Source organism: Chitiniphilus shinanonensis DSM 23277 (assembly GCF_000374805.1).
In the GTDB taxonomy this organism is placed as follows: Bacteria; Pseudomonadota; Gammaproteobacteria; order Burkholderiales; family Chitinibacteraceae; genus Chitiniphilus; species Chitiniphilus shinanonensis.
Map to the genome: position 1 here is coordinate 136,682 of NZ_KB895336.1, position 19,835 is coordinate 156,516.

General features: G+C 65.2%; 23 protein-coding genes and 3 tRNA genes. 2 read left to right on the top strand and 24 right to left on the bottom strand.

Annotated features, from left to right (window positions below):
- Positions 1–2: 2 nt before the first annotated feature.
- From C556_RS21455 to C556_RS0104385, 13 genes are all read right to left on the bottom strand, one after another.
- Positions 3–1,256: a DNA circularization protein gene (locus tag C556_RS21455; protein ID WP_018747004.1), complete on the bottom strand. Its 1,254-nt coding sequence runs from the start codon at positions 1,254–1,256 to the stop codon at positions 3–5.
- Entirely contained in the window at positions 1,256–2,914 is a 1,659-nt protein-coding gene (locus C556_RS0104330; protein ID WP_018747005.1) for a phage tail tape measure protein, read from the bottom strand. The genes C556_RS21455 and C556_RS0104330 overlap by 1 nt, the downstream gene beginning before the upstream one ends.
- An 86-nt stretch (positions 2,915–3,000) precedes the next feature.
- A complete protein-coding gene (locus C556_RS24035) occupies positions 3,001–3,129 on the bottom strand; it encodes a hypothetical protein (protein WP_018747006.1) in 129 nt (42 codons plus the stop codon).
- A gap of 11 nt (positions 3,130–3,140) precedes the next feature.
- The gene (locus tag C556_RS0104340) at positions 3,141–3,404 is read right to left on the bottom strand and encodes a phage tail assembly protein (protein ID WP_018747007.1); all 264 of its coding nucleotides are present in this window, start codon (positions 3,402–3,404) and stop codon (positions 3,141–3,143) included.
- A gap of 3 nt (positions 3,405–3,407) precedes the next feature.
- On the bottom strand, positions 3,408–3,773 hold the full coding sequence (locus C556_RS0104345; RefSeq protein ID WP_018747008.1) for a phage tail tube protein: 366 nt from the start codon (positions 3,771–3,773) through the stop codon (positions 3,408–3,410).
- Positions 3,774–3,856: 83 nt separating this feature from the next.
- Positions 3,857–5,329, bottom strand: coding sequence for a phage tail sheath subtilisin-like domain-containing protein (locus C556_RS0104350; protein ID WP_018747009.1), 1,473 nt, complete (start codon positions 5,327–5,329; stop codon positions 3,857–3,859).
- A 22-nt stretch (positions 5,330–5,351) separates the two neighbouring features.
- Positions 5,352–5,549, bottom strand: coding sequence for a DUF2635 domain-containing protein (locus C556_RS0104355; protein WP_018747010.1), 198 nt, complete (start codon positions 5,547–5,549; stop codon positions 5,352–5,354).
- On the bottom strand, positions 5,546–6,136 hold the full coding sequence (locus C556_RS0104360) for a hypothetical protein (protein WP_018747011.1): 591 nt from the start codon (positions 6,134–6,136) through the stop codon (positions 5,546–5,548). Before C556_RS0104360 ends, C556_RS0104355 begins: the two co-directional genes overlap by 4 nt.
- A 341-nt stretch (positions 6,137–6,477) precedes the next feature.
- Entirely contained in the window at positions 6,478–6,936 is a 459-nt protein-coding gene (locus C556_RS0104365) for an RNA polymerase sigma factor (RefSeq protein ID WP_169338591.1), read from the bottom strand.
- 158 nt (positions 6,937–7,094) lie between these two features.
- Positions 7,095–7,433, bottom strand: coding sequence for a hypothetical protein (locus tag C556_RS0104370; RefSeq protein ID WP_157235828.1), 339 nt, complete (start codon positions 7,431–7,433; stop codon positions 7,095–7,097).
- Between the two features lie 321 nt (positions 7,434–7,754).
- A tRNA-Cys gene (locus C556_RS0104375) sits at positions 7,755–7,828 on the bottom strand.
- 46 nt (positions 7,829–7,874) lie between these two features.
- A tRNA-Gly gene (locus C556_RS0104380) sits at positions 7,875–7,950 on the bottom strand.
- Positions 7,951–7,976: 26 nt separating this feature from the next.
- Positions 7,977–8,052 (bottom strand) — tRNA-Gly (locus C556_RS0104385).
- A gap of 331 nt (positions 8,053–8,383) precedes the next feature.
- On the opposite strand from C556_RS0104385, the gene nadA reads away from it, so the two are divergent.
- Positions 8,384–9,298, top strand: a complete 915-nt coding sequence (nadA, locus tag C556_RS0104390) for a quinolinate synthase NadA (RefSeq protein WP_018747014.1) — start codon at positions 8,384–8,386, stop codon at positions 9,296–9,298.
- 71 nt (positions 9,299–9,369) lie between these two features.
- Positions 9,370–10,440 (top strand): bifunctional nicotinamide-nucleotide adenylyltransferase/Nudix hydroxylase, encoded by a 1,071-nt coding sequence (locus C556_RS0104395; protein WP_018747015.1) that lies wholly within the window; start codon positions 9,370–9,372, stop codon positions 10,438–10,440.
- A 72-nt stretch (positions 10,441–10,512) separates the two neighbouring features.
- On the opposite strand, the gene C556_RS23580 is transcribed toward C556_RS0104395, so the two are convergent.
- The 11 genes from C556_RS23580 to C556_RS0104450 form a co-directional block, all read right to left on the bottom strand.
- A complete protein-coding gene (locus C556_RS23580; RefSeq protein WP_018747016.1) occupies positions 10,513–11,007 on the bottom strand; it encodes a PEP-CTERM sorting domain-containing protein in 495 nt (164 codons plus the stop codon).
- A gap of 283 nt (positions 11,008–11,290) precedes the next feature.
- Positions 11,291–11,809 (bottom strand): type II secretion system protein, encoded by a 519-nt coding sequence (locus tag C556_RS0104405; protein ID WP_040430364.1) that lies wholly within the window; start codon positions 11,807–11,809, stop codon positions 11,291–11,293.
- Positions 11,784–12,158 (bottom strand): type II secretion system protein, encoded by a 375-nt coding sequence (locus C556_RS0104410; protein ID WP_018747018.1) that lies wholly within the window; start codon positions 12,156–12,158, stop codon positions 11,784–11,786. Before C556_RS0104410 ends, C556_RS0104405 begins: the two co-directional genes overlap by 26 nt.
- Before the next feature lie 4 nt (positions 12,159–12,162).
- Complete coding sequence (locus tag C556_RS0104415; RefSeq protein ID WP_018747019.1) at positions 12,163–12,636, bottom strand: type II secretion system protein; 474 nt, start codon at positions 12,634–12,636, stop codon at positions 12,163–12,165.
- A gap of 9 nt (positions 12,637–12,645) precedes the next feature.
- Positions 12,646–14,580, bottom strand: coding sequence for a secretin GspD/PilQ domain-containing protein (locus C556_RS0104420; RefSeq protein ID WP_018747020.1), 1,935 nt, complete (start codon positions 14,578–14,580; stop codon positions 12,646–12,648).
- On the bottom strand, positions 14,577–15,107 hold the full coding sequence (locus tag C556_RS0104425) for a hypothetical protein (RefSeq protein ID WP_018747021.1): 531 nt from the start codon (positions 15,105–15,107) through the stop codon (positions 14,577–14,579). The genes C556_RS0104420 and C556_RS0104425 overlap by 4 nt, the downstream gene beginning before the upstream one ends.
- Entirely contained in the window at positions 15,104–15,631 is a 528-nt protein-coding gene (locus tag C556_RS0104430) for a hypothetical protein (protein WP_018747022.1), read from the bottom strand. Before C556_RS0104430 ends, C556_RS0104425 begins: the two co-directional genes overlap by 4 nt.
- Complete coding sequence (locus C556_RS0104435) at positions 15,628–16,155, bottom strand: hypothetical protein (protein ID WP_018747023.1); 528 nt, start codon at positions 16,153–16,155, stop codon at positions 15,628–15,630. Before C556_RS0104435 ends, C556_RS0104430 begins: the two co-directional genes overlap by 4 nt.
- Positions 16,152–16,964, bottom strand: coding sequence for a hypothetical protein (locus C556_RS0104440; protein ID WP_157235831.1), 813 nt, complete (start codon positions 16,962–16,964; stop codon positions 16,152–16,154). Before C556_RS0104440 ends, C556_RS0104435 begins: the two co-directional genes overlap by 4 nt.
- Positions 16,945–18,603, bottom strand: coding sequence for a GspE/PulE family protein (locus C556_RS0104445; RefSeq protein ID WP_018747025.1), 1,659 nt, complete (start codon positions 18,601–18,603; stop codon positions 16,945–16,947). The genes C556_RS0104440 and C556_RS0104445 overlap by 20 nt, the downstream gene beginning before the upstream one ends.
- Positions 18,604–18,640: 37 nt before the next feature.
- Positions 18,641–19,816 carry a type II secretion system F family protein gene (locus C556_RS0104450; RefSeq protein ID WP_018747026.1) on the bottom strand — a complete coding sequence of 392 codons (1,176 nt, stop codon included), beginning with the start codon at positions 19,814–19,816 and terminating at the stop codon, positions 18,641–18,643.
- Between the last annotated feature and the right edge of the window lie 19 nt (positions 19,817–19,835).

A 19,835-nucleotide genomic window follows, 5' to 3' on the forward strand; every position in this document is an offset into this window, starting at 1 on the left:
GGTCAGGTCTTCAGCAGGTTGAGAGTCCGCCCGTCCGGCACGAAGCCGGGATGGCGGATGTCGTTGCGCACCACCAGGTCCAGCTCGGCATCGAGGTTGCCGTTCTGGCGCCACGCCACCACCAGCGCCGGTTCGCGCACGCTCTGCCAGACCTCGCGCAATTGCGCGGTGGCCGGCAGGCGCTCGGCGACGGCCCTGACGGTGGCGGCCTTGAGCGCCAACAGCGCGGGGTAGGTGAGATCCGAGGCCTGGTCGGCCAGGGCGTCGATGGCGTCGAACACCGTGTCGCGCATGGCGATCAGGTCGGCCGAGGCCAGCACCGGCGCCCGGGGCAGTGCCATGGCCGCCTGCGCCATCGCGATGGTGCGGGTGGCCTGGTCCAGCGCCAGCCGGTTGCGCAGGTTGGCAACGTTGACCGGCGTGCTCGGCAGCATCGCCTGGCGGGCCGGGGACTCGAACAGCAGGGGCTTCATCGAATCCAGCGCCTGGGTGCCGCCGTTGGGACGACGCCCGGTGACGATACTGTCGAAGTCCTGCCCGAAGCGTTGCAGGCGAATACCGATCCGCTCCAGCGAACCGACCAGCCGCTGATAGAGCGCGGCGGGCGTGCCCAACAGCTTTTCCAGCGAATTCAGCACCTCGTCGACCTGCTGCGCGATACGCTCCACCGTGCCCAGCTGGCGCTCGATCCAGTCGAAGGTCTGCTGGACGGCCGCCAGCGCTTCCAGGAAATTACCCGCGCCCGCTTCCAGCGCGGTGAGCAGATCGCCCTCCAGCCACTGCGCGCCGACCTTCCATTGCGCGGCGAAATCCTGTCCGCATGCCGCGATCAAGCGATCGCCGGCCTGGAGCAACTGGGCTTCGGTATCGATCTGGCTGTTCGGCAGCTCGTTGGCGCCGGCTTCGGCAAACTCCAGGCTGAGCCGCGCCATGCCGCCCTGCTCGGCGGTTTCCTCCAGCGAGCAGCGCTGCGCCACCACCTGCTGGTGACCGCGCGACGGCAATACCAGCTCACCCACGCCCGGTTGTTCCAACGCCGCCAGCAGGCGGTCGCGCACCGCGCGGTAGTCGGGCCCGAGCACGAAGGCATCCAAGGTGAAGGTCCGCGCCTTGCGACCCAGATCCTCGGCGTAGGGCCGATCGCGCAGCGGATACTCGGTCAACTGCACGCGCCGGCCGACCTCGCCGCCACTGCGGCTGACATGGAACGGCACGCCGCGGAACGAGGCTTTTTCCAGTTGGTCTCGCCAGCTCATCACGATCCTCCGTAGTAGTAGCGGCCGGTATTGGCCGTGGCCTCGAGCTTCACGCCGGTGCCGGTCGGCTGCGTGACGCTGGTCTGGCCGGTCAGATAGGAGGGCATGGAAACCTTGACCTCGATGGTGCCGCCGACCTTGGCCGGGGAGAGGGCTCCGGGCGGCAGTGCTTGGATGGTGCGGATATCGGTGGGCGAGAGCTGCGCCGGATGCAGGCGCCGGTCGATGGTCTCCATCGGGCCGGGACCGACGCCGTGCGTCCAGTCGTAGATCTTGCCGCCCACCGTGGCGTCCTTTTCACCGGTGAACAGCTGCATCTGCCAGTTCATCAATTTGTTGAGCATGCTGCCGTAGGCGAAGCCGCCCAGACCCGCACCGCCCACCGCCAAGGCTGGGCCGGCACGGGCCAGCAGGGGAACCAGCTGGGCGAGATTGCCCACCCCTGAAGCGATGCCGCCTCCCGCTGGCCAGTTGACGACGAAGACAGGCGTCGGATCGCCGGCCGCTGAATCGCCAATCGCCGCGTTGCCATTACCGCCGCCCTTGTTGCGAGACAGCAGTCGGTCGGTTCCCCACAATGCCCCACCGAACAAGGTCTGGATGAGGCGCAGGTGGGTACTGTCCACGTCGTATTCGTTCATCGCGCCCGCAGCGGTCCGGGCGGCCCAATGCCCGGTCTGGGTGATGGTCGATTCCTGCAGATCCGCGTCGGTACGGATCTGCATCTGGTGCAGTTGTCCTTGCGTGGTATTGAGCCGGGCATTCTCCATTTGCCGGATCTGGCCGTTCGCGTTCGCAGCCTGATCGCGGATCTGGCGATAGCCGCCCAGGTCACCGATCAGTGCCTTGGCGAAGCCCTGGGCCTCGCGATCCGTGAACAGCTTGCGTACCTTGGCGTCGTCGCCGCCAGTGGCCTTTTGTACCAGTTCGGCCATATACAGCAGCGGATCGGCACTGGCCGCAGCCTTGCGTTTTTCTTCGTCGTAGTTGCGGATGCCGAGCTTCTTGAAACGGGCCGCCATGCCTTCGTCCTGGAACGCGGCCAGGAAGCCCTTGAGGTTGGCGGCAGCCTGATCGGGGGCAGTGCCGTCCTTGCCGGCGATCTGCATGCCGGCCGCCAGTGAAGCCACGCCACCGGTACCTTGCAGATTCAGTCCGGAAGCCTTCGCCGCCGAGGCGAGGCCCGGCATCTGCGCTTGCAATTGGGGGAATTTGATCCGTCCGGCATTGCTGGCCACTGCCAGGGCATCGAGCGCCCGGCCGGCCTGATCGGCCGACACGGCGAGCTGGTCGTGAAAGCCGATGAGGGTCTTGCCGATCTCCTTGACGTCACCGCCGGTGGCGGTGGCTGCGTGGCCGGCTTCGCGCAGGATCTTGAACGCCAGGTCAGGTGCCAGGCCCTTTTCGATCAGGGCGCCGAAGCCTTGCTGCAGGTCTCCCTGCGTCTGTTGGGTTTGACGGCTCAGCCCGATCAGCTCCTGTTTCCACTGACCTACCGTAGCCGGAAGCTTTGGCCCCTCGATGCCGGCGATATTGCCCAGGGTAACGAGTTCGGATTCAAGGCGGATGGATTGCTTGATCGCATCGCTGTAGTCGTCGACCAGCGCTTGGCCACCTGCGGCAAACTGGCTGGCGCCGATACTTTTCAGACTTGCCATGTGTTTTTCCTTGATGCGGTTTGGCCGTGCCGGCCGGCCAAGTCGCCGATGGCGCCTTCGCGGCCTGTCGGGCCGCGAAGGCGCGCTCAGTCAGGCTCCGACACCACGCCCTTCAACCGAAGCACCTGGTGATGCCAGAAGCGGAATTCGCTCCAGCGCATCGCCCAGACCTCCGAGGGCGCGATGCCGCCGGCGACCACCAGGTCGCCGGCCATGTCCTGCCAGTTCAGCGGAACCAGAACAAAAAAGGGTTCACCGCCCGGACCACGGCCTCGGTGTCGGCGGTGTTCAGCCGATCCAGCGCCGACGGGGGCAATCCCGCCAGTTCGGCGGCCAGGTCGAGCGAGCACGCCAGCACCGCCTGCGGGTTGCTCAACACGCGGAAGTCGCCCGCGCACGGTTCGCGCAGCTGCAGCTCGGCGATGTCTTCCTCGCCGAAGCGCAGCGGCTTGCTCAGCGCGATCACGATGGGGAACTGAAGCGCGCTCATGCCTTACACCTTGTCGCAGCGGGTGCCGGCGAACTTCAGGCTGACTTCGCCTTCGCCGCCGGTGAATTCCGGCGGTTCGGTGACGAAGGCGTCCTTGAGCACGTAGCTGACGCCGATGTCGGTCTCGAACACCAGGGTGACGTCGGCCAGCGCGCCGAGCGCCACCAGGTCGGTATCGCGGGCGAGGATGATGGTGCATTCGACGGTGGGGGTCTTGGTCTTCTCGGTGTAGCCGACGGTGCCGAGATCGGTTTCGACCGGGGTGCGTTCGACGCCGCCGATGTTGAGCTTGGCGCCGGATTTGCTGCGCAGGCGCACGCCGTCGATGTTGACGAACACGCGGCCTGCGAACTGGGTATTGCCTGCCATGGGTATTTCTCCGTGAGCTGAAAAGAAAACGGCCCGCTGTCACGCGGGCCGGAAAAGGCGGCGTGGCGCCGCCCGGTTGGGGGTCAGAGCAGGTACTGCACCGCGGCGGCGAACACGCGGAACTGGTTGACCACGTCCGGCGGGATCACCGCGTTGACGCGGTTGGGATCGCTGTTGCTGCGCACCACCAGCAGGTCGTTCTTGAATTGGTCGAAGTTCTCAACCAGGCCGGCGGCTTCCAGCTCGCGGAACAGGGTCAGCAGTTCGGCGCGCAGAATGCCCGGCGTGACGATGGCCTGGCCGGGCGCGTAGTTGCTGCCGTCGTTGGCCAGCTTGTGACGCGGGAAGCGCAGCGCGATGCGGGCGCGCACGGCGTAGCGGATGTAGTCCACCGTCCACTTGGTTTCCAGGTCGAGCAGGCTGATGTCGGCCACGCCGAACGGGTTCTTCTGGTAGGTGGTGATCACGCGTTCGATCAGCGCCGCGCCGTCGCTGCCATAGATCACGGTGCTGATGCCGGAGCGCAGCAGCAGGTCGCGTTCGGTACGGGTGAAGCGGCTCTTCAGCGGCGGGGCCATCAGGCCGGGCACCGGCAGCGTCTGGAACGGGCGCGCCGGATCGATGGCGCCGTAGTACTCGCAGACACCTGCCCACGACGCGGCGAATTCCCACGCCGGCGTTGGCGTGTCGTGGATGCCCAGCACCGAGACGTGCGGGCTGTTGCGCGCGGTGCCGAAGGTGGTCAGTGCGGCATGAGTGGCGACCATACCGGCGAACACGTGGCCGGTGCGTTGCTGCATCGGGCCCCACTTGGCGTCGAGCATGGATTCCAGCGCGCCCAGCGTGGCACTGTCGGTGTACGGCGCCACGATGCTGTAGTACTGATCGTCGCCGATGGCGGCCACGGCCGACGCGATGTCCGGATTGCCGGCGCCGCTGGCCATCGCGACGGTCGTCGCGGTGAGGCCGAGCGGCGTGGTGTCGTCGCTGTAGTAGTTCAGGCGCAGGTCGATACCGTTGCCGGTCAGGCCCTTGTGACGCGCGGTGAAGGTCACCACGCCGGCGGTGGCCGCGGCGGTCACCGGCAGATTGACGGCGGCGGTGACCGCGTTGACCACCTTGGTGGCGATGGCGGCGGCGGCATCGCCCTGGGCGACGCCCACCTGCACGCGCTGGCCGGCGACATACAGCGCCAGGATGCCGGCGGCGCTGGCCGAGCCGGTCAGGGTCAGCGTGCCGCTCGCCGCGACGCCCGCTTCCAGGTCATCGACGGCGATGGCCCACATGGCGGTGGTGCTGTTGGCGGCCTTGGCGGCCAGCACCATGCGGTGCAGCATCGAGCCGCGGCCGAAGTAGGCGGCGGCCTGGTCCGGGTTGTTGATCTGGGTGGGCACGCCGGCCGGCACGCTGCCGGTGGCCAGGCGCTGGCCCAGCAGCAGCAGGCGACGATCCTGCGACGGCAGACCGCGCACCGCCTTGGTGTGGTCGATCTCGATGTACTGGCCGGGGGTGCGGATGTCCACCGGGATGGCGTTGAAACTGATGTTTTCGGGCATTGAGCGACTCCTGGGAGAAAAATTAAGCCCCGCGGCGGGCGGGGCTGGTCTTGGCATTGGCGCGCGGTTTGTTCACCACGGCGATCACATCGCCGTCGGCGAGACGGCGGTGCCAATACGTGTCGAGATGGACGTCCAGTCCATCGGGCGGCAGCGCGCCGCTGCCGTCGGGAAGAAAGACGAGCAGCGCCGGCGACCGGGGCTTGATGCGGGTGGTCATGGGGTAGGTCCTGGTGGATGGAAATCGATCTGCGCGTCCGGCCGTTCGCCGCTGTAGTCGCCGTTCAACCAGCGGGCATGTTCGGCGGCGCTGGCGAACGGCGGGGCATCCAGATCGGCGTGCAGATGGGTGAAGTCGGCGAAGCGCGGGGCGGTGTGCGGCTCGGTGACCTCCAGCTCGGCAAACGGCTCTTCGTGCCAGATGGCGCGGTAGCCTTGCAGGTAGCGCAGGCGGTTGCCCTCGACCACCACTTGCAGCCGCGTGGTGCGCAGCGGGTGTGCCAGCAGGCCGTCGAGCGTGGGACTACGGGTCAGCAGGCGTTCCACCTCGTCCAGCAGGGATTCGGCCTGATCGTCGGCCGTATCGCCGGCCGCCACCTGGACAACCACGACGAAGTCGCCGCGCTGCACGTAGTCGGGCACGTCCGCGCGCATCCGGGTCTTGCGTCCGGTGAGCAGCACTTGCAACGCCGGCAGTTCGGCGTCGCCGATGCTGCGCGTCTGGCTGCCCCAGACCCGGCTGCCGGCGGCGGTATGCCCGCTCAGCAACGTGACCAGCGCCTGGCGGATGGCGGTCAGCGTATGCATGATCGGTCACCAAACGGGTCGAATCGGGCGGGGAAACGCGCGGCGCCGCTGCGGCACGGCAGGGAGGCGTACGGCGGCGAAGCATTGCGGGCAGGCATGGGACCTCCTGAAAAGACAAAGCCCCGCGCAAGGCGGGGCCGGTGGGAATGCAAAAACGTGAATGGCGGTCGATGAATCCGGATTGAGCGAATAGGGTGGTGGCTACTGAATTGCTTCATCGCAATTCAATCATCCTGAAAAGCAAAAACCCCCGAGGAATCTCAGGGGTTTTGTCCGAAACGCAACTTTGTTCACGATAGCTGAACTATAACAATTCACTGCCAAAGGCGTCAATATCGAAATCAGGAATAAACCGCCTTTTGGGTGCAGTACTGAATTCCCTCATTGGAATTGACGTATTGAATGGGGGCCGATGAAACATCGAGCAAAGCGGCCAATTCCTGCTGGGCGCGCTCCAGCCGGCGAAAGGCCGTGCGTTCCGAGCAGCCCATCAGCGCCGCCCGTTGCCTGGCCGTGCCGCGGCCCAGGTACCAGGCCTTGAACGCCTGCCGCGCCGAGAGCGAAAGCCGCCCGTGGATCTGCGCATCGACGGTGCGGATTTCCTCGTAATCCACCACATGGTCGCGGCCGTCGCTGTCGCCGACCACGATCACGCCATCGGCGTCCCCCGGGGCAAAGCCGCGGCAACCACCGCCGGTGCGTTCGCGATAACCGAATTGCGCATAGCCGCTGCCGCCATCTTCGCGAATCGACGACCAGATGGCCCAGGCGCGCAATTTGATATCCATCGCTTTGATCATGGTTTCCCCTTTGGATGAATTGACGGATCGGCCCGCAATGGGCGGGCCGATGATGCAGTCATGATCGATCAACAGGGGTAGGCCAATTGTGTGGAAGGAATTCAGTGGGAAATGAAATGCAATGAGGCGAAGGCGAGAGGTTTCGGCGAATTCCGGGATTATTCGGGCAATTGCTCGGCACGCTGCTGCAATTGAGTCACGCTGGTGCCCCATTGCCGGGCCAGCGCGTGGCGCACCGCTTCCAATTGCAGGTCGAGCACATCGCACAGGCCCGCCAACTGTGCCTGGCGCCGACGACTGAACAGCAACGCCAGGGCGTCGCGTCCCGCGCGTTGTTCGCGCGGTGGCACGGCGTGATCGTTGGATAGGTGGAGCGCCAGGTCGTCGATCGCCTGGGCCAGCACGGCGGCCCACAGTTGGATGGCGGGTGGGGCATTGGGCGTGACGTCGCCAGCCCGATCCAGGCGGAGCGGGTCGGAAGATGGTGGATTCATCATCGGTGATATGGGCTGATGGCAGTTGCCGCAAGGGGCGGGGAGGGCACGAAGCGGTGCCGCGGGCGTCGGCCGTCGGGGGCGACCCGCCGTGTCGCGATCAGGGCATGGCCGTTTGCCGTCTGGCGCCGCTTCGTGTGGAGGCAAGATACCCAGCGGCACGTTGGCGGAGGTGGGGGAAGGCGTTCACTGCCGGTGGCAGGCGGCAGTCATGGGCAAGGAGGGATGCTGCGGTGCCGGGCTGCGGGCACGCGCGGATGGAAGGGGATGAGCGAAACGAGGCGCAGAAAAGCAAAAAGCCCTGAAGGATCAGGGCTTTTCATCTGGAGGCGGGGGTCGGAATCGAACCGGCGTAGACGGATTTGCAATCCGCTGCATAACCACTTTGCTACCCCGCCGAAGCTGGAAAAAAGGGAAAGTGAATCACTTTCCCTTTTTGGAAACTGGAGCGGGAAACGAGGCTCGAACTCGCGACCTCAACCTTGGCAAGGTTGCGCTCTACCAACTGAGCTATTCCCGCGTATCTGTGGCATGGGCAATGAAGCATGGAGCGGGAAACGAGGCTCGAACTCGCGACCTCAACCTTGGCAAGGTTGCGCTCTACCAACTGAGCTATTCCCGCGCTGCCGTGTACTGCAACAGAGAGGCGCATTATGGTGAGCCGCCCATCCCTTGTCAACACCCGAAGCGCAGGAAAATCGCGGCCAAGCGGCGTATGATGTTGCCCACCGGCGGGCGGTCGCGGGAAGCGCGATCGGGAAATCCTGTCCGGACAAACACTTAGGGCCGCAGACCAAAATCTGCGCCGCGATCCTGGCAGACAGTGCGAAGCGCCACCGGTAGACGGTGGCTTGCGCAGTGCGCGCGACGTTGTCGGGATCTATCGGTCGCCCTCAGCCGTTCCGACCCGACCCTCACGGGGTGAGCCCGTGAGCACCGCATGGAGGATTGCCATGTCTCGCGTTGTCACGCTCGCGCATTACTATACCCAGCCCGAAATCCAGCAGATGGCCGACAAGGTGGGGGACAGCCTGGAGCTTTCCCTGTTCGCCCGCGACGCCGAGGCCGACATCATCGTGTTCGCCGGCGTGCGCTTCATGGCCGAGACCGCCAAGATCCTCAACCCCAATGCGACAGTGATCCTGCCCGATGCCGGCTCGACCTGTTCGCTGGTGACGCAGACCGACGTCGGCGCCCTGCAACGCTGGCGCGAGTCGTACCCCGATCACGTGCATGTCAGCTACATCAACAGCTCGGCCGAGCACAAGGCGCTGTCGGACTGGATCGTCACCAGCCGCAACGTGGACGACATCATCGCCCAGCTCTACGCCGACGGTAAGCAGGTGATCTTCTCGCCCGACCGCAACATGGGCGCCTACCTCAACTTCCAGTACGGCTACGACATGCCGCTGTGGTCGGCGGTTTGCGAGGTGCACGACAAGTTCAACCAGGCGGCGCTGGACGAGGCGTTCGCCGCGGTGCCCGGCGCACGTTACCTGATCGCCCACCCGGAGAGCCCGTTACCGGTGTTGCAACTGGCGGATTACGTCGGCTCGACCTCGGGCATGCTCAAGTGGGTGAAGGAGTTCGACCGCGAGCCGGATGTCGTCATCTTCGTCGCCACCGAGGATGGCATCCTCTACAACATGCGCAAGGCGCGTCCCGACCTGAACATCGAGCAGGCGCCGATCTACGCCGGTTGCCAGTGCAATCAGTGCCCGTACATGAAGATGAACACCATCGAGGCGGTGAAGCGGGCGCAGGCGGGGCAGGGCACGGTGATCGACTACCTCAGTCCGGCGCAGATGGACGCTGCCCGTGCGCCGATCGAACGCATGCTCGAATTCTCGCAGCGCTACTACCAGTAAGCGCTCGCCCGATCACGGCGGCGATGTCGCCGCCGTGTCGCACCGTGGGACGACTTGGAGCAGTTTGCGACGTGAAATACGACTATCTCGTGTTCATCGGACGCTTCCAGCCGGTACATCTGGGGCATCTCAAGGTCATCGAGGAGGCGCTGGCGCTGGCCGGCCGGGTGATCGTGGTCTGCGGTTCGGCGCGACAGGCGGTCAGCCCGCGCAACCCGTTCACGCTGCCCGAGCGCGAGGCGATGCTGCGCGCCGCGTTGCCGGCCGAGTGGCAGAGCCGCGTGTTCGTGGTCGGCTGTTCCGACCGCATGTACAACGACCAGCAATGGGTCACCGAGGTGCAGAACCTGGTGGACAAGGTGATCGCGGTCGATACCGCCAGCCTGGGGCACCGGGCGGCGGAATTCCGCGTCGGGGTGGTCGGCTCGCCGCCGGGCAATGGGCGCAGTCGCGCCGGCCACTATCTCGACCTGTTTCCCCAATGGCAAAGGGAACAGGTGGAGGAACTGAGCGCCATCGACGCCGGGCGCATCCGCGACGCGCTGTTCGACGAGGATGCCTCGCGCCTGACGGCCTGCCGTGGCGACCTGCCGGCGGCGGTCTACGACTGGTTGCTGCACTTCCGCGAGCGCGAGGTGTTCGGACAATTGCTGGCGGAACAACGCTTCCTGCGGGCATTCCGCTTGTCCTGGGCGGGGGCGCCCTATCCGCCGACCTTCGTCACGGTCGACGCCGTGGTGATCCACTCCGGTCACATCCTGCTGGTGCGGCGGCGCGGCATGCCGGGCAAGGGGCTGTGGGCGTTGCCGGGCGGTTTCGTTGGGCAGGACGAGCCGATCCGCGATGCGGTCATCCGCGAGTTGAAGGAGGAAACCCGGTTGAAGGTGCCGGCGCCGGTGCTGGCGGGGTCGATCCGCGCCAGCCGGGTGTTCGATCACCCGCAGCGCTCGCTGCGCGGCCGCACCATCACCCATGCGTTCCTGATCGAACTGGCGCCCACCGGCGAAGGACTGCCCAAGGTGCGCGGCAGCGATGATGCCGATCGGGCGCAGTGGGTGCCGTTGTTCGAGTTCAATCGCATGGAAGCCAGCCTGTTCGAGGACCACTTCTATATCGTCAGCTGGTTTCTGGGGCAGATCTAGCGCTGATCTCGGCGGAGCTCCCATAAAAAAAACGGCCCGTTTGGGCCGTTTTTTATTGCCTGCGGGCGAGGATCAGCCGCCGCGTTGCTTGCGACGGCGCCAGGCCACACCGGCCGCGCCCAGGCCGAACAGCGCCAGCGTGGCGGGTTCCGGCACCGGCGAGACGCTGTAGTTCAGCGTGCCGCTCCACGGCGCGTAGTTGGTGAATGCCAGGTAGAAGTCGAACAGGCCCGGGCCTTCGTTGTTGAAGGTGAACGAGCCGGCGAAGCTGTTGTCGCCCACGTTGCTGCTGGTCAGCTGCTCGATGAACGGGCCGGGGCCTGCCACCTTGCGCAGCACGGCCTGCAACGAAGCCAGCGAGGCGCTGCCTTGGTTCGGCGTCAGTTCGAAGCTGAATTCATACTGCCCGGGGGCGGACAGGCTGAACTGGTTGGCGCTGCTGCCCAGCAGCGTGGATGCCCAGGCACCGTTGCTCTGGATGTTCGCGCTGTGTTGGTACACGGCAGCGTTGGCGGAAGCGGCGCCCAGCAGGGCGGCGGCGGCGAATGCAATCGTCGTAGCCTTCATGCGTTTCCTCATGGTGATAAGTAAAGGTGCGCACAGAGTACCGGCTTTTCGTTGCAATTTCTTATAAATTTTGTCAGAAATATCATTAAATGCTGATGGTGAAAAATCAGCATCGAGAAAATATATCTTTTGAATTCAAAGGATTAGGCGGGATTGGTATGGATTGCGGACCGTCATGTAGGCATTACACGACGAACGGCAGTAAGAAAAATGCCTTGGTGCTATGCACTTGTCGTGATGGAATGCACCGATGCCAACGGAATGAACGCACCAGGGGCGATAACTATCGGGTGCGACTGCCGCCGCCCGGCCAGTGGGCGAACTTCCACTCCTGGTAGCTGGGCTTGTCGGTGAAGGATGCATATTGGGCGGTGAAGCCCCATTGCTTCAGCGGCTTGTCGTTGGACTTGCTGTACACACCCATGAAGCCCCCACCGGGGGCGCCGATGTAGGACCAGTCCTCGCCGGTGATCGGATCTTTGTAAGCCTTGCGCAGGAAACGGCGCGCGAACGGAACGCGCGGGTCCTGGACCAGATCGTCCAGGGTCTTGGGATACTGGCCGCCGCCGCCCTGGCCGGCGTCCTGTTCGGTATACGCCTTGATGGCGCGGCGGATTTCATCGCCCACCTGCAGCAACTGCTCTTCGCGCGCGCGGCGGATGCGGGTCTGCCATACGTCGCCCAACTCGGCCAGATAGATGCCCATGACCAGCACCATCATCAGCACCCAGGCGTAGGCGAAGCCCCGCTGGCCGCGCCGGGCGCGCAAGGCGGCGTCAATACTCGGTGTACGCTTTGCCATCGGTGCCGTTGCCGGGAGAACTGCTCTTCACGTCGTAGACCCCGGTACCGCCCTCGGGGTTGACCACGGTCCAGCCGTCGCGCTTGCCGCTGACCGGGTCGACCGGCACCTCGCGCAGGTACTTGCGCTCGACCATTTCGTCCAGCGTGGCCGGGTAGCGGCCGGTGTCGGCGTAGAACTTGTCGATGGCGTCGCGCATCGCTACCAGGTTGTGCTTGAGCACGGTCTCGGAAGCCTTGTCGGTCTGCTGGAAGTAGCGCGGTACCACCAGGGTCAGCAGGCTGGCCATGATGGCGAGCACCACCAGCAGTTCGATCAGGGTGAAGCCCCGGCGGGCGAGGTGTTTCATCGGATTACCAATCCCGGTAAGGAACGCCGTTCAGCCCCACGCCATTGGACAGGGTATAGACGTCGTAGACGTCGCGCCCTTCGGCGGGAGAATCCGGCGGGCTGGCGTAGCTGCGCAGACCCCAGGTCTGCTCGTTGTTCTTGCTGGGGCAGTCGCAGAACGGATCGCGCGGCATGCGACGCAGGAAGTAGATGTTACGCCCGGTGGGGTCCTTGATATCCTTCACCCCTTCGGTGAGCGAGGCCAGCGTCGGCGGAAAGCCGGTCTCGTCGAGCGATTTCTGGATCCGACCTTCGTCCGCCGCCTGCTTGTAGGCGTCGATGGCGCTGCGGATCTGCCACAGCGCCCGCCGTAGTTCATCCTCGCGGGTGCGCGTGGCCGCCACCTGCGACAGCGGCAGCGCCACCGAGGCGAGCACGGCCAGGATGGTCAGCGTGACCATCAGCTCGATCAGGGTAAAGCCGCGCCACCGTTTCATCGCTACGCCTTAGCGCCGCCCCATGCCCGCGCCGCGCGGCTGGGTGACCGGTTGTTCCTGCGGCACCGGCTGCGGCACCGGCTGGGCCTGAGGTTGCGGCTGGGGCTGCGGCGCGGGCGCCGGGGCCGGCATCGGCAGCGGTTGTCCGGCAGCGCCACCGCCGGTGACGTTGACGGTCGAGGCATTGCGCAGGCGCAGCGGATCGGTGGAGATCGATGCTTCGGTGCCGCTCTCGAACTGTGTCACGTACTGGCTGGGCACCGGCAGGTTGCGCACGATGCGCGGGGTGATCATCAGCACTAACTCGGTCCGGCTGTTGTCGTCCTTACGGCTACCAAAAATGCGATCTAGGATTGGCAACTCGCCTAAACCCGGGATTGAGTTTTTGGTAATCTGATTGGTTCGTTGCAGTAAGCCTGCCAGTACCTGTGTTTCGCCGTCGCGAGCTGACATGTTGGTTTCGGCACGGCGGGTTCCGATTCGGTAGGCAATCAACCCGGTCGTGGTGCGGATTTCGCTGACGATGTTCGAGACTTCCAACTGAACTTTGACTCCGATGTCTCCATCGTTGGTCAGTTGTGGCTCGACATTGAGTGTGAGACCAACGTCTTGATAATTCACCGTTTCACTCGTGACACCATTAGAGGTAGTTGTTGTCACGACCGGTACCCTGTCTCCAATCACAACCTTCGCTTTGTCGCGATTCTTCACTCGAATCTTGGGATTAGCCAGAATTGTGCTGTCACCACGGGTGCGATTTAAATTGGCAGTCAACGAAATGTTCCCCAGCTTGACCAATACGTTGCCGCTGTTGAGATTCGCTAACTCATCAATGGTGAGGTCAGCGGGGGCCTTCCCATCTCTACTGGTGACAAAGGTGCCACTAATACTATCCGGATAGCGGATGCCTAAATCGAGTAGATCGCTATTGCCGACTTCCAGTACTTCCACATCGAAGATCACTTCGGATTGCGGCAGATCCTGCGCCGAGATCAGGCGCTCGGCCACGGAGATCGCCTCGGGCGTGTCGCGCATGATGATCATGTTCAGGCGTTCGTCGATGTAGACGTCGCGCGTCTTCACCATCTGCTTGAGCATCGCCAGCACCTGCTTGGGGTCAGCGTTGTTCAGGTAGAAGGTGCGCATCACCAGATCCTTGTAGTCGCGATCCTTATCGGGCCGCTTCGGGTAGATCATGATGGTGTTGTCGTTGAGGATCTTCTTGTCGAGCTGGTTGGTGGCCAGCAGCAGGTTGATCACGTCCTCCACCGTGGTGTCGCGCGCGAAGATGGTGGTGCGCAGGTTGGGCGGCACGTCGCGGTCGAAGATGAAGTTCACCTTGCCGATGCGGGCGATGATGTCGAACACGCTCATCAGCGGCTGGTCGCGGAACTGCAGCGAGATCGGGCTCTTCAGCGCCTGCGCCAGTGCGGGCTTGAGGTTGGCCTCGCGGGCGTTGCGCGATTCGATGTCTTCCTTGATGCGCTGCGCCTGCACGTTGCGCGGATCGTCGACCAGGATCTGCTTGACCACCTGCAGCGTCTCGTCGGGCCGGATGTCCTTGTTTTCCTTGGCGAAGCGCAGCATCGAGTCGCGCTTGACCGCGCCATCCAGCTGGGCCAGCGCCTCGCGGGCACGGTAGTTGTTCGGCTCCCACGACAGCATCTGCTGGTAGCGCGCCACGGCGGTGGTGTAGTCACCACGTAGCGTGGAGGCTTCCGCTTCGGTTTGCAGCTGTTGCATTAGCTTGAGTAGCCCTTTCTCATATGCCGCACGCAGCTTGACATCCTCGGGATAGAGGGCAAGTTGCTCCTTCAGATAGCTCAAGCCCTGCTGCAGGTCGCCCTGCTGCATCAGATCCTGGCCTTGTTGGCGGGCCTGATCCGCGGCGCAGCCGGCCAACAACCCGGCGATGACGAGGGATACGATCAACGCGCGCTTCACGGCGTTCCTCCTACCGGCAGCGACTGCTGCTGGTTCAATGGCAGATAGGTAAAGAGAATGGCGTCGCGGGAAATATCGTCCACGCGATAGACGCCGAGCAGGGTTTCGCCCTGCTGGATGCGGCCGAGCGAATCGCAACGCCGGCACAGCACGAATTGTTGGCCACTGGCCTCGACCACGATCTGGTCGTTGCCGCGCTCGTGCCAACTGCCGATCACCGAGAACGGCAGCGGCGGTGCCACCGGCACCGGGGTCGGTGTCGGCGGCCCCGGTGTGGGCGGCGGCGGGGGCGGCGGTGCCCAGGTCTGGGCGGGAAAAAGGTTGGCCGACTTGGCCTGGCTGGCATTGGCGGCGGCGGGCTCGCTGGCGGCCGAGGCGTCGGACGCGGTCGGCGCCTTGGCCGGCGTGCGGGCTGCCGGACGCGCCGGCGCCTCGGCGGGCGCTTCCTGCCGTTCCTGGTACCAGGTGTAGCCGACCAGACCGACAGCCACGGCCAGCACCAGCATGACGGGGCGGGACAACATCATTGCACCTCCGTCAGGTAGCTCAGTTGCAGCTGGATCGACAGCAGTTCATCGCCGATCTGCAGGCGCGACAGCGACATCGCCTCGACGCGCACGCCGGGCATCTTCTCCAGGTCGGCGATGAAGCCGCGCAGGTCGGCGTAGCGGCCGTTGGCCGGGAACTGCACGCCGTAGCGCACCAGATGGCCTTCGGCCTCGGTCACCACGCGGTATTCCGATTGCAGCACCGACACCCGGTTCTTGCCGGCCAGTTGCGCCGACTGCCGCAGGAATTCGGTGAAGCTGTCCGGTGCATTGAGCGATTGGTCCTCGACGGCGGAGGCGGTGGCCGCCACCGGTTGCTGGCGCAGCGCGCGCAGGTTGCGTTCCAGGGTCTGTTCGCGGTCGGCGAGGTCGCGCTCGAAGGGCACCACGTCCTGGCGATAGATCATCAGCGCGCCCAGCAGCAACGCGATGCCGACCACGCCCAGCAGGCCGGCGTAGCGCGACCATTGCCGCGCGTGCCATTTCAGTTGGTTGGCGTTCACGGTTTGGCCTCCCGCCAGTGGATCTCAATCGCCGCCTGGACCGGGCGATACTGATCCGCCAGCTTGACGCCCTGCCGCGCCAGCGTGACCTTCTCGATGGCGGGCCGCGCCGACAGCGCATCGACCAGCGACAGCGCGGCGTCGAGGGTGCGGCCTTCCAGTTCCATCTTGATATTGCGGTCGGTGACACTGACATCGATGCGGGTGTAGGCGATGTCGGGGTCCCAGGTCTGTTCCAGCACTGACAGCGCCGGCAGCATGCGCGCCTGCTGCGCGCGCAGGATGGCCGCCACCTTCTCGTTGGCGGGCTCCTTCTTCTGTTCGGCGGCCTGGGCTTCTTCCAGCTTGCGTTTGCGCAGCGTGTACTGGTCCTCGCGGGTGGACAACTCGTCGGCACGCAGCTTGGCGGCGTCCTGTTCGGTCATCACCCACACCAGGGCGAGCACGCCCAGCAGCGTGAGCGCCAGGCCCAGCCACGGCGTGCTGCGCGGCTTCTTCTGAAAATCGAGTTGCAGGGCCTTCATCGCCGCACCTCCGTGTCCGCCCACTCGCTGCGGTGGGCGAAGCGGTTGTGCACGCCGCCCAGCCATTGCACGTCGAAGTCGGCGACCTCGCCCGACAGCATGGAGACCTCGGACGAGGCGATGTAGAGCTGCTCCGGCAGTTCCTGCCCGGCCAGCATCGCGGCGTCGCGCACCAGCGCGCCCAGCGCGTACTGGTCGGCTTCGTCGCGCATCGGATTGGGCAGGGTGACGATGCCGCCCCAGCCGCCGGCGCTGCGGAACAAACAGGTGGCGTGCTCGGCTTCCAGCATCAGGAAGCCGAACTCCTTGCCCTTGAGCTTGCCGTGGTGGCGGTTGATCGCGCTGGTGAGCAGCGGCATCAGGCCGGACAGGCGCAGTTTCTGCGAACGGGCCAGCTCGGCCAGCGTCTGGTAGAAGCCCTGATCGACGGCGGCGGCCAGGCGCGGCTTGCCGTAGGCGGCGGGGGCCACGCTGATGCGCCAGCTTTCCGCGGAGGTGGCGAACTGCCGGGCGAATATCAGCCCGGCGTACTGCTGCCAGTCGCTGTCCTTGTACAGACCGTCCTGCCACGGCACCACGGCATAGCGCACCCAGGCGCTGCCGAGCACCACTTGCAGGCTGTCGAGCTTGAGCGGGCCGCGCGGCGCGTCGGCCAGCAATTGTTGCAGGCGCATCACGGCGGTATCGGCGTTGTTGTCGATGGCGCCGCGCTGGCGGCGCAGGGCACCGCCGCCCGGCCGCCCCTGGCTGGCGAGCAGCACGTCGTGCCGCATCAGCCAGGCGCTGTGCTCAATCCACAAAGGTGACACGGTTCACTTCCTGCAAGGTGGTTTCGCCGCGCGATACGGCGTTGAGCGCGACGCGGCGCATGGAGATGAAGCCGTGCCGCGCCGCCAGTTGTTTGATTTCCACCGCGGGCGCGCGGCCAGCGATGGCCTGCTTCAGTTCGTCGTTCAGGCGCAGCACTTCGGCGATGGCGCGGCGGCCGAGGTAGCCGGTATCGCGGCAGGCCTGGCAGCCGCGGCCCTTGCGGAATTTCCAGGTGGCGACCTGTTCGCGCGTCACCCCGGACACGCGCAGCGTTTCGTCGTCGGGCAGGTCGTCGGTGATGCAGTGCGGGCAGATCTTGCGGATCAGCCGCTGCGCGACCACGCCGATCAGCGCATCGACGAAGCTGTTGGGCTCCACGCCCATGTGCATGAAGCGGTCGAGCACCGAGAACACGTTGTTGGCGTGCACCGAGGTCAGCACCAAGTGGCCGGTCAGCGCGGCCTGGACCGCGATGTTGGCGGTTTCGCCGTCGCGGATTTCACCGACCAGGATCTTGTCCGGGTCGTGGCGCAGGATGGAGCGCAGACCGCGCGCGAAGGTGAGGCCCTTCTTGTCGTTGACCGGGATCTGCAACACCCCGCCCAGCTGGTATTCCACCGGGTCCTCGATGGTGATGATCTTTTCCTCGCCGGTGTTGATCTCGGAAAGGGTGGCGTACAGCGTGGTCGATTTGCCCGAGCCGGTGGGGCCGGTGACCAGCAGCAGGCCATACGGCTCGTGCGCCAGATTGCGGATCGCGGCCATGGTGGCGTCGTCGTGGCCGAGCACGTCCAGCCGCAACTGCTTGAACGAATCGCCGCCGCCTTGCTTGTCCAGCACCCGCAGCACCGCGTCCTCGCCCCAGATCGACGGCATGATCGACACGCGGAAGTCGATGTCGCGCTGGTTCATCAGCACCTTGAAGCGACCATCCTGCGGCACGCGGTGCTCGGAGATGTCGAGCTCGGCCAGCACTTTGATCCGCGACAGCACCTGCTCGGCGGTCTCGACGCCGTTGGCGCCACCGATGTGCAGCAGCACGCCGTCGATGCGGTATTTGATCGCCAGACCGCTGGCGGTGCTTTCCATGTGGATGTCCGACGCCTTGGAGCGCAGCGCGTCGTACAGCGTGGAGTTCACCAGCTTGACGATGGGGTTGGTGTCCTGGGCGATGGTCGCCAGCGAGATCTCGGTGACGTGCTCGTCGGTGCCGCTACCGCCTTCGCCCATGGCGATCTGGTCCATCGCGCGGTGCGAGGTCTCGAAGCCTTCGAGGTAGGTGCGCACGTCGTCGAAATGCGCGAACACCGAGCGGAACGGCGTGGTCAGGCGTTGCTGTACCCAGTTGCGGGTCACCGGATCGAACGGGTCAGCCAGCACCAGCAGCAGGGTGCCGTCGGTATCCTCGACCACCAGGCACTGGCGGCCGACCGATTCGGCGTAGGGCACCAGGTCGTAGCGCGGGAACAGCGCGGACAGGTCGTCCAGCGTCAGCGCGGGCATGCCGAGGAATTCCCCGACTTCGTCGCGGTAGCCGGCGTCGTCCAGCCCGAGCGCCTGTTGGACCAGGAACGGCATGCCGGCTTCGCCCGGCGTCTGGCGCAGGTGGTGGATCAGATCCAGCGTCAATTCGCTCATGGCGCGTCTCTCCAGTGCGTCGGGGCGGGGCGCTGCATCATTGCATGTTTCCGGCGAGTTCGAAGATGGGCATGTACAGCAGGAACACGATGGTCCCGATCAGCACGCCGATCACCAGCATCAGGATCGGCTCGAACAGTTTGGTGAACATCTCGATGGCGCGCTCCAGTTCCTCGTCGCAGAACTGCGCGGCGCGCTCGGTCATGGTGGCCAGTTCGCCGCTCTGCTCGCCGACACGCAGCAGCCGCTCCGACACCGGCGTGGTCAGGCCGTACTTGGGCAGCGTGCCGGATACCGATTGACCCGACTTGATGTCGACGATGGCGCGGGTCAGCGCCAGGCGCATCGATTGCGGCAGCAACTGCGCGGCCAGTTCCATCGCGCCGACCACCGACAGGCCGCCGGCCAGCAGCAGGCCCACGGTGCGATAGAAACGGGTAAGCGCGAACAGCCGGCGGTATTCCTCCAGCCGCGGAATGCGCCAGAACAGCTCCTGCAACATGGTCTGCACGGTCTGTGTGCGCAGCAGCGCGATGATCGCCGCGATGCTGCCGATGATGGCGGCGAAGATCAGCTTGCCGTTGCTGTGGACCAGCTCGCCCCACCACAGCATCACCTGTGCGGCGAAGGGCAGGGTCTTCATGCTGGCGTAGATCTGGCTGAACTTGGGAATCACATAGAACAGCAGGAACAACATGATGCTGCCGCCGATGGTGATGATGACCATCGGGTACACCAGTGCCGACACCACCTTCTTGCGCACCATGGCCAGGCGCGATTCGTAATGGTGGTAGCGCTTGAGCGCGTCGGCCAGGTGACCGGTCTTCTCGGCCGAGCCGACAGTGGCGATGTACAGCGGTGGAAAATGTTCGGCCATGCTGGACAACACGCGTGACAACGGCAGGCCCTGGTACAGGCCTTCGATCATGCGGGTGAGCACCACCCGGCTGCCGTCCTGGCCGCTCTTGTCGCGCAGCGTTTCGACGGCCTCGACCAGCGTCAGGCCGGCTTCGAGCAGGGCGATCAGTTCCTGGGTGAACAGGGACAAGGCGAAGTCGCTCTTCTTCTTCAGAGTGAAGCGACGTTCCGCCTGGATGGAAACGGCCTGCAGGCCGCGACTGCTGAGCCGTTCGCGCAGATCCGCCTCGTTGGACGCATCCAGCTCCAGCTCAGTCAGGCGCCCGGCCTGCAACGCTTTGACCTTATAGCGCATGGGGTATCACCCGGTAGGA

What these genes read in the sequence shown, in the direction of transcription:
- C556_RS24035 (WP_018747006.1), bottom strand. Translation starts at nt 3,129, where the DNA reads ATGGCCGGCGACCTGGTGGTCGCCGGCGGCATCGCGCCCTCGGAGGTC.
- C556_RS0104365 (WP_169338591.1), bottom strand. Translation starts at nt 6,936, where the DNA reads ATGATCAAAGCGATGGATATCAAATTGCGCGCCTGGGCCATCTGGTCG.
- nadA (WP_018747014.1), top strand. Translation starts at nt 8,384, where the DNA reads ATGTCTCGCGTTGTCACGCTCGCGCATTACTATACCCAGCCCGAAATC.
- C556_RS0104355 (WP_018747010.1), bottom strand. Translation starts at nt 5,549, where the DNA reads ATGACCACCCGCATCAAGCCCCGGTCGCCGGCGCTGCTCGTCTTTCTT.
- C556_RS0104360 (WP_018747011.1), bottom strand. Translation starts at nt 6,136, where the DNA reads ATGCATACGCTGACCGCCATCCGCCAGGCGCTGGTCACGTTGCTGAGC.
- C556_RS0104415 (WP_018747019.1), bottom strand. Translation starts at nt 12,636, where the DNA reads ATGAAACGGTGGCGCGGCTTTACCCTGATCGAGCTGATGGTCACGCTG.
- C556_RS0104340 (WP_018747007.1), bottom strand. Translation starts at nt 3,404, where the DNA reads ATGAGCGCGCTTCAGTTCCCCATCGTGATCGCGCTGAGCAAGCCGCTG.
- C556_RS0104350 (WP_018747009.1), bottom strand. Translation starts at nt 5,329, where the DNA reads ATGCCCGAAAACATCAGTTTCAACGCCATCCCGGTGGACATCCGCACC.
- C556_RS0104410 (WP_018747018.1), bottom strand. Translation starts at nt 12,158, where the DNA reads ATGAAACACCTCGCCCGCCGGGGCTTCACCCTGATCGAACTGCTGGTG.
- C556_RS0104345 (WP_018747008.1), bottom strand. Translation starts at nt 3,773, where the DNA reads ATGGCAGGCAATACCCAGTTCGCAGGCCGCGTGTTCGTCAACATCGAC.
- C556_RS21455 (WP_018747004.1), bottom strand. Translation starts at nt 1,256, where the DNA reads ATGAGCTGGCGAGACCAACTGGAAAAAGCCTCGTTCCGCGGCGTGCCG.
- C556_RS0104370 (WP_157235828.1), bottom strand. Translation starts at nt 7,433, where the DNA reads ATGATGAATCCACCATCTTCCGACCCGCTCCGCCTGGATCGGGCTGGC.
- C556_RS0104405 (WP_040430364.1), bottom strand. Translation starts at nt 11,809, where the DNA reads ATGGCAAAGCGTACACCGAGTATTGACGCCGCCTTGCGCGCCCGGCGC.
- C556_RS0104445 (WP_018747025.1), bottom strand. Translation starts at nt 18,603, where the DNA reads ATGAGCGAATTGACGCTGGATCTGATCCACCACCTGCGCCAGACGCCG.
- C556_RS0104450 (WP_018747026.1), bottom strand. Translation starts at nt 19,816, where the DNA reads ATGCGCTATAAGGTCAAAGCGTTGCAGGCCGGGCGCCTGACTGAGCTG.
- C556_RS23580 (WP_018747016.1), bottom strand. Translation starts at nt 11,007, where the DNA reads ATGAAGGCTACGACGATTGCATTCGCCGCCGCCGCCCTGCTGGGCGCC.
- C556_RS0104330 (WP_018747005.1), bottom strand. Translation starts at nt 2,914, where the DNA reads ATGGCAAGTCTGAAAAGTATCGGCGCCAGCCAGTTTGCCGCAGGTGGC.
- C556_RS0104435 (WP_018747023.1), bottom strand. Translation starts at nt 16,155, where the DNA reads ATGAAGGCCCTGCAACTCGATTTTCAGAAGAAGCCGCGCAGCACGCCG.
- C556_RS0104425 (WP_018747021.1), bottom strand. Translation starts at nt 15,107, where the DNA reads ATGATGTTGTCCCGCCCCGTCATGCTGGTGCTGGCCGTGGCTGTCGGT.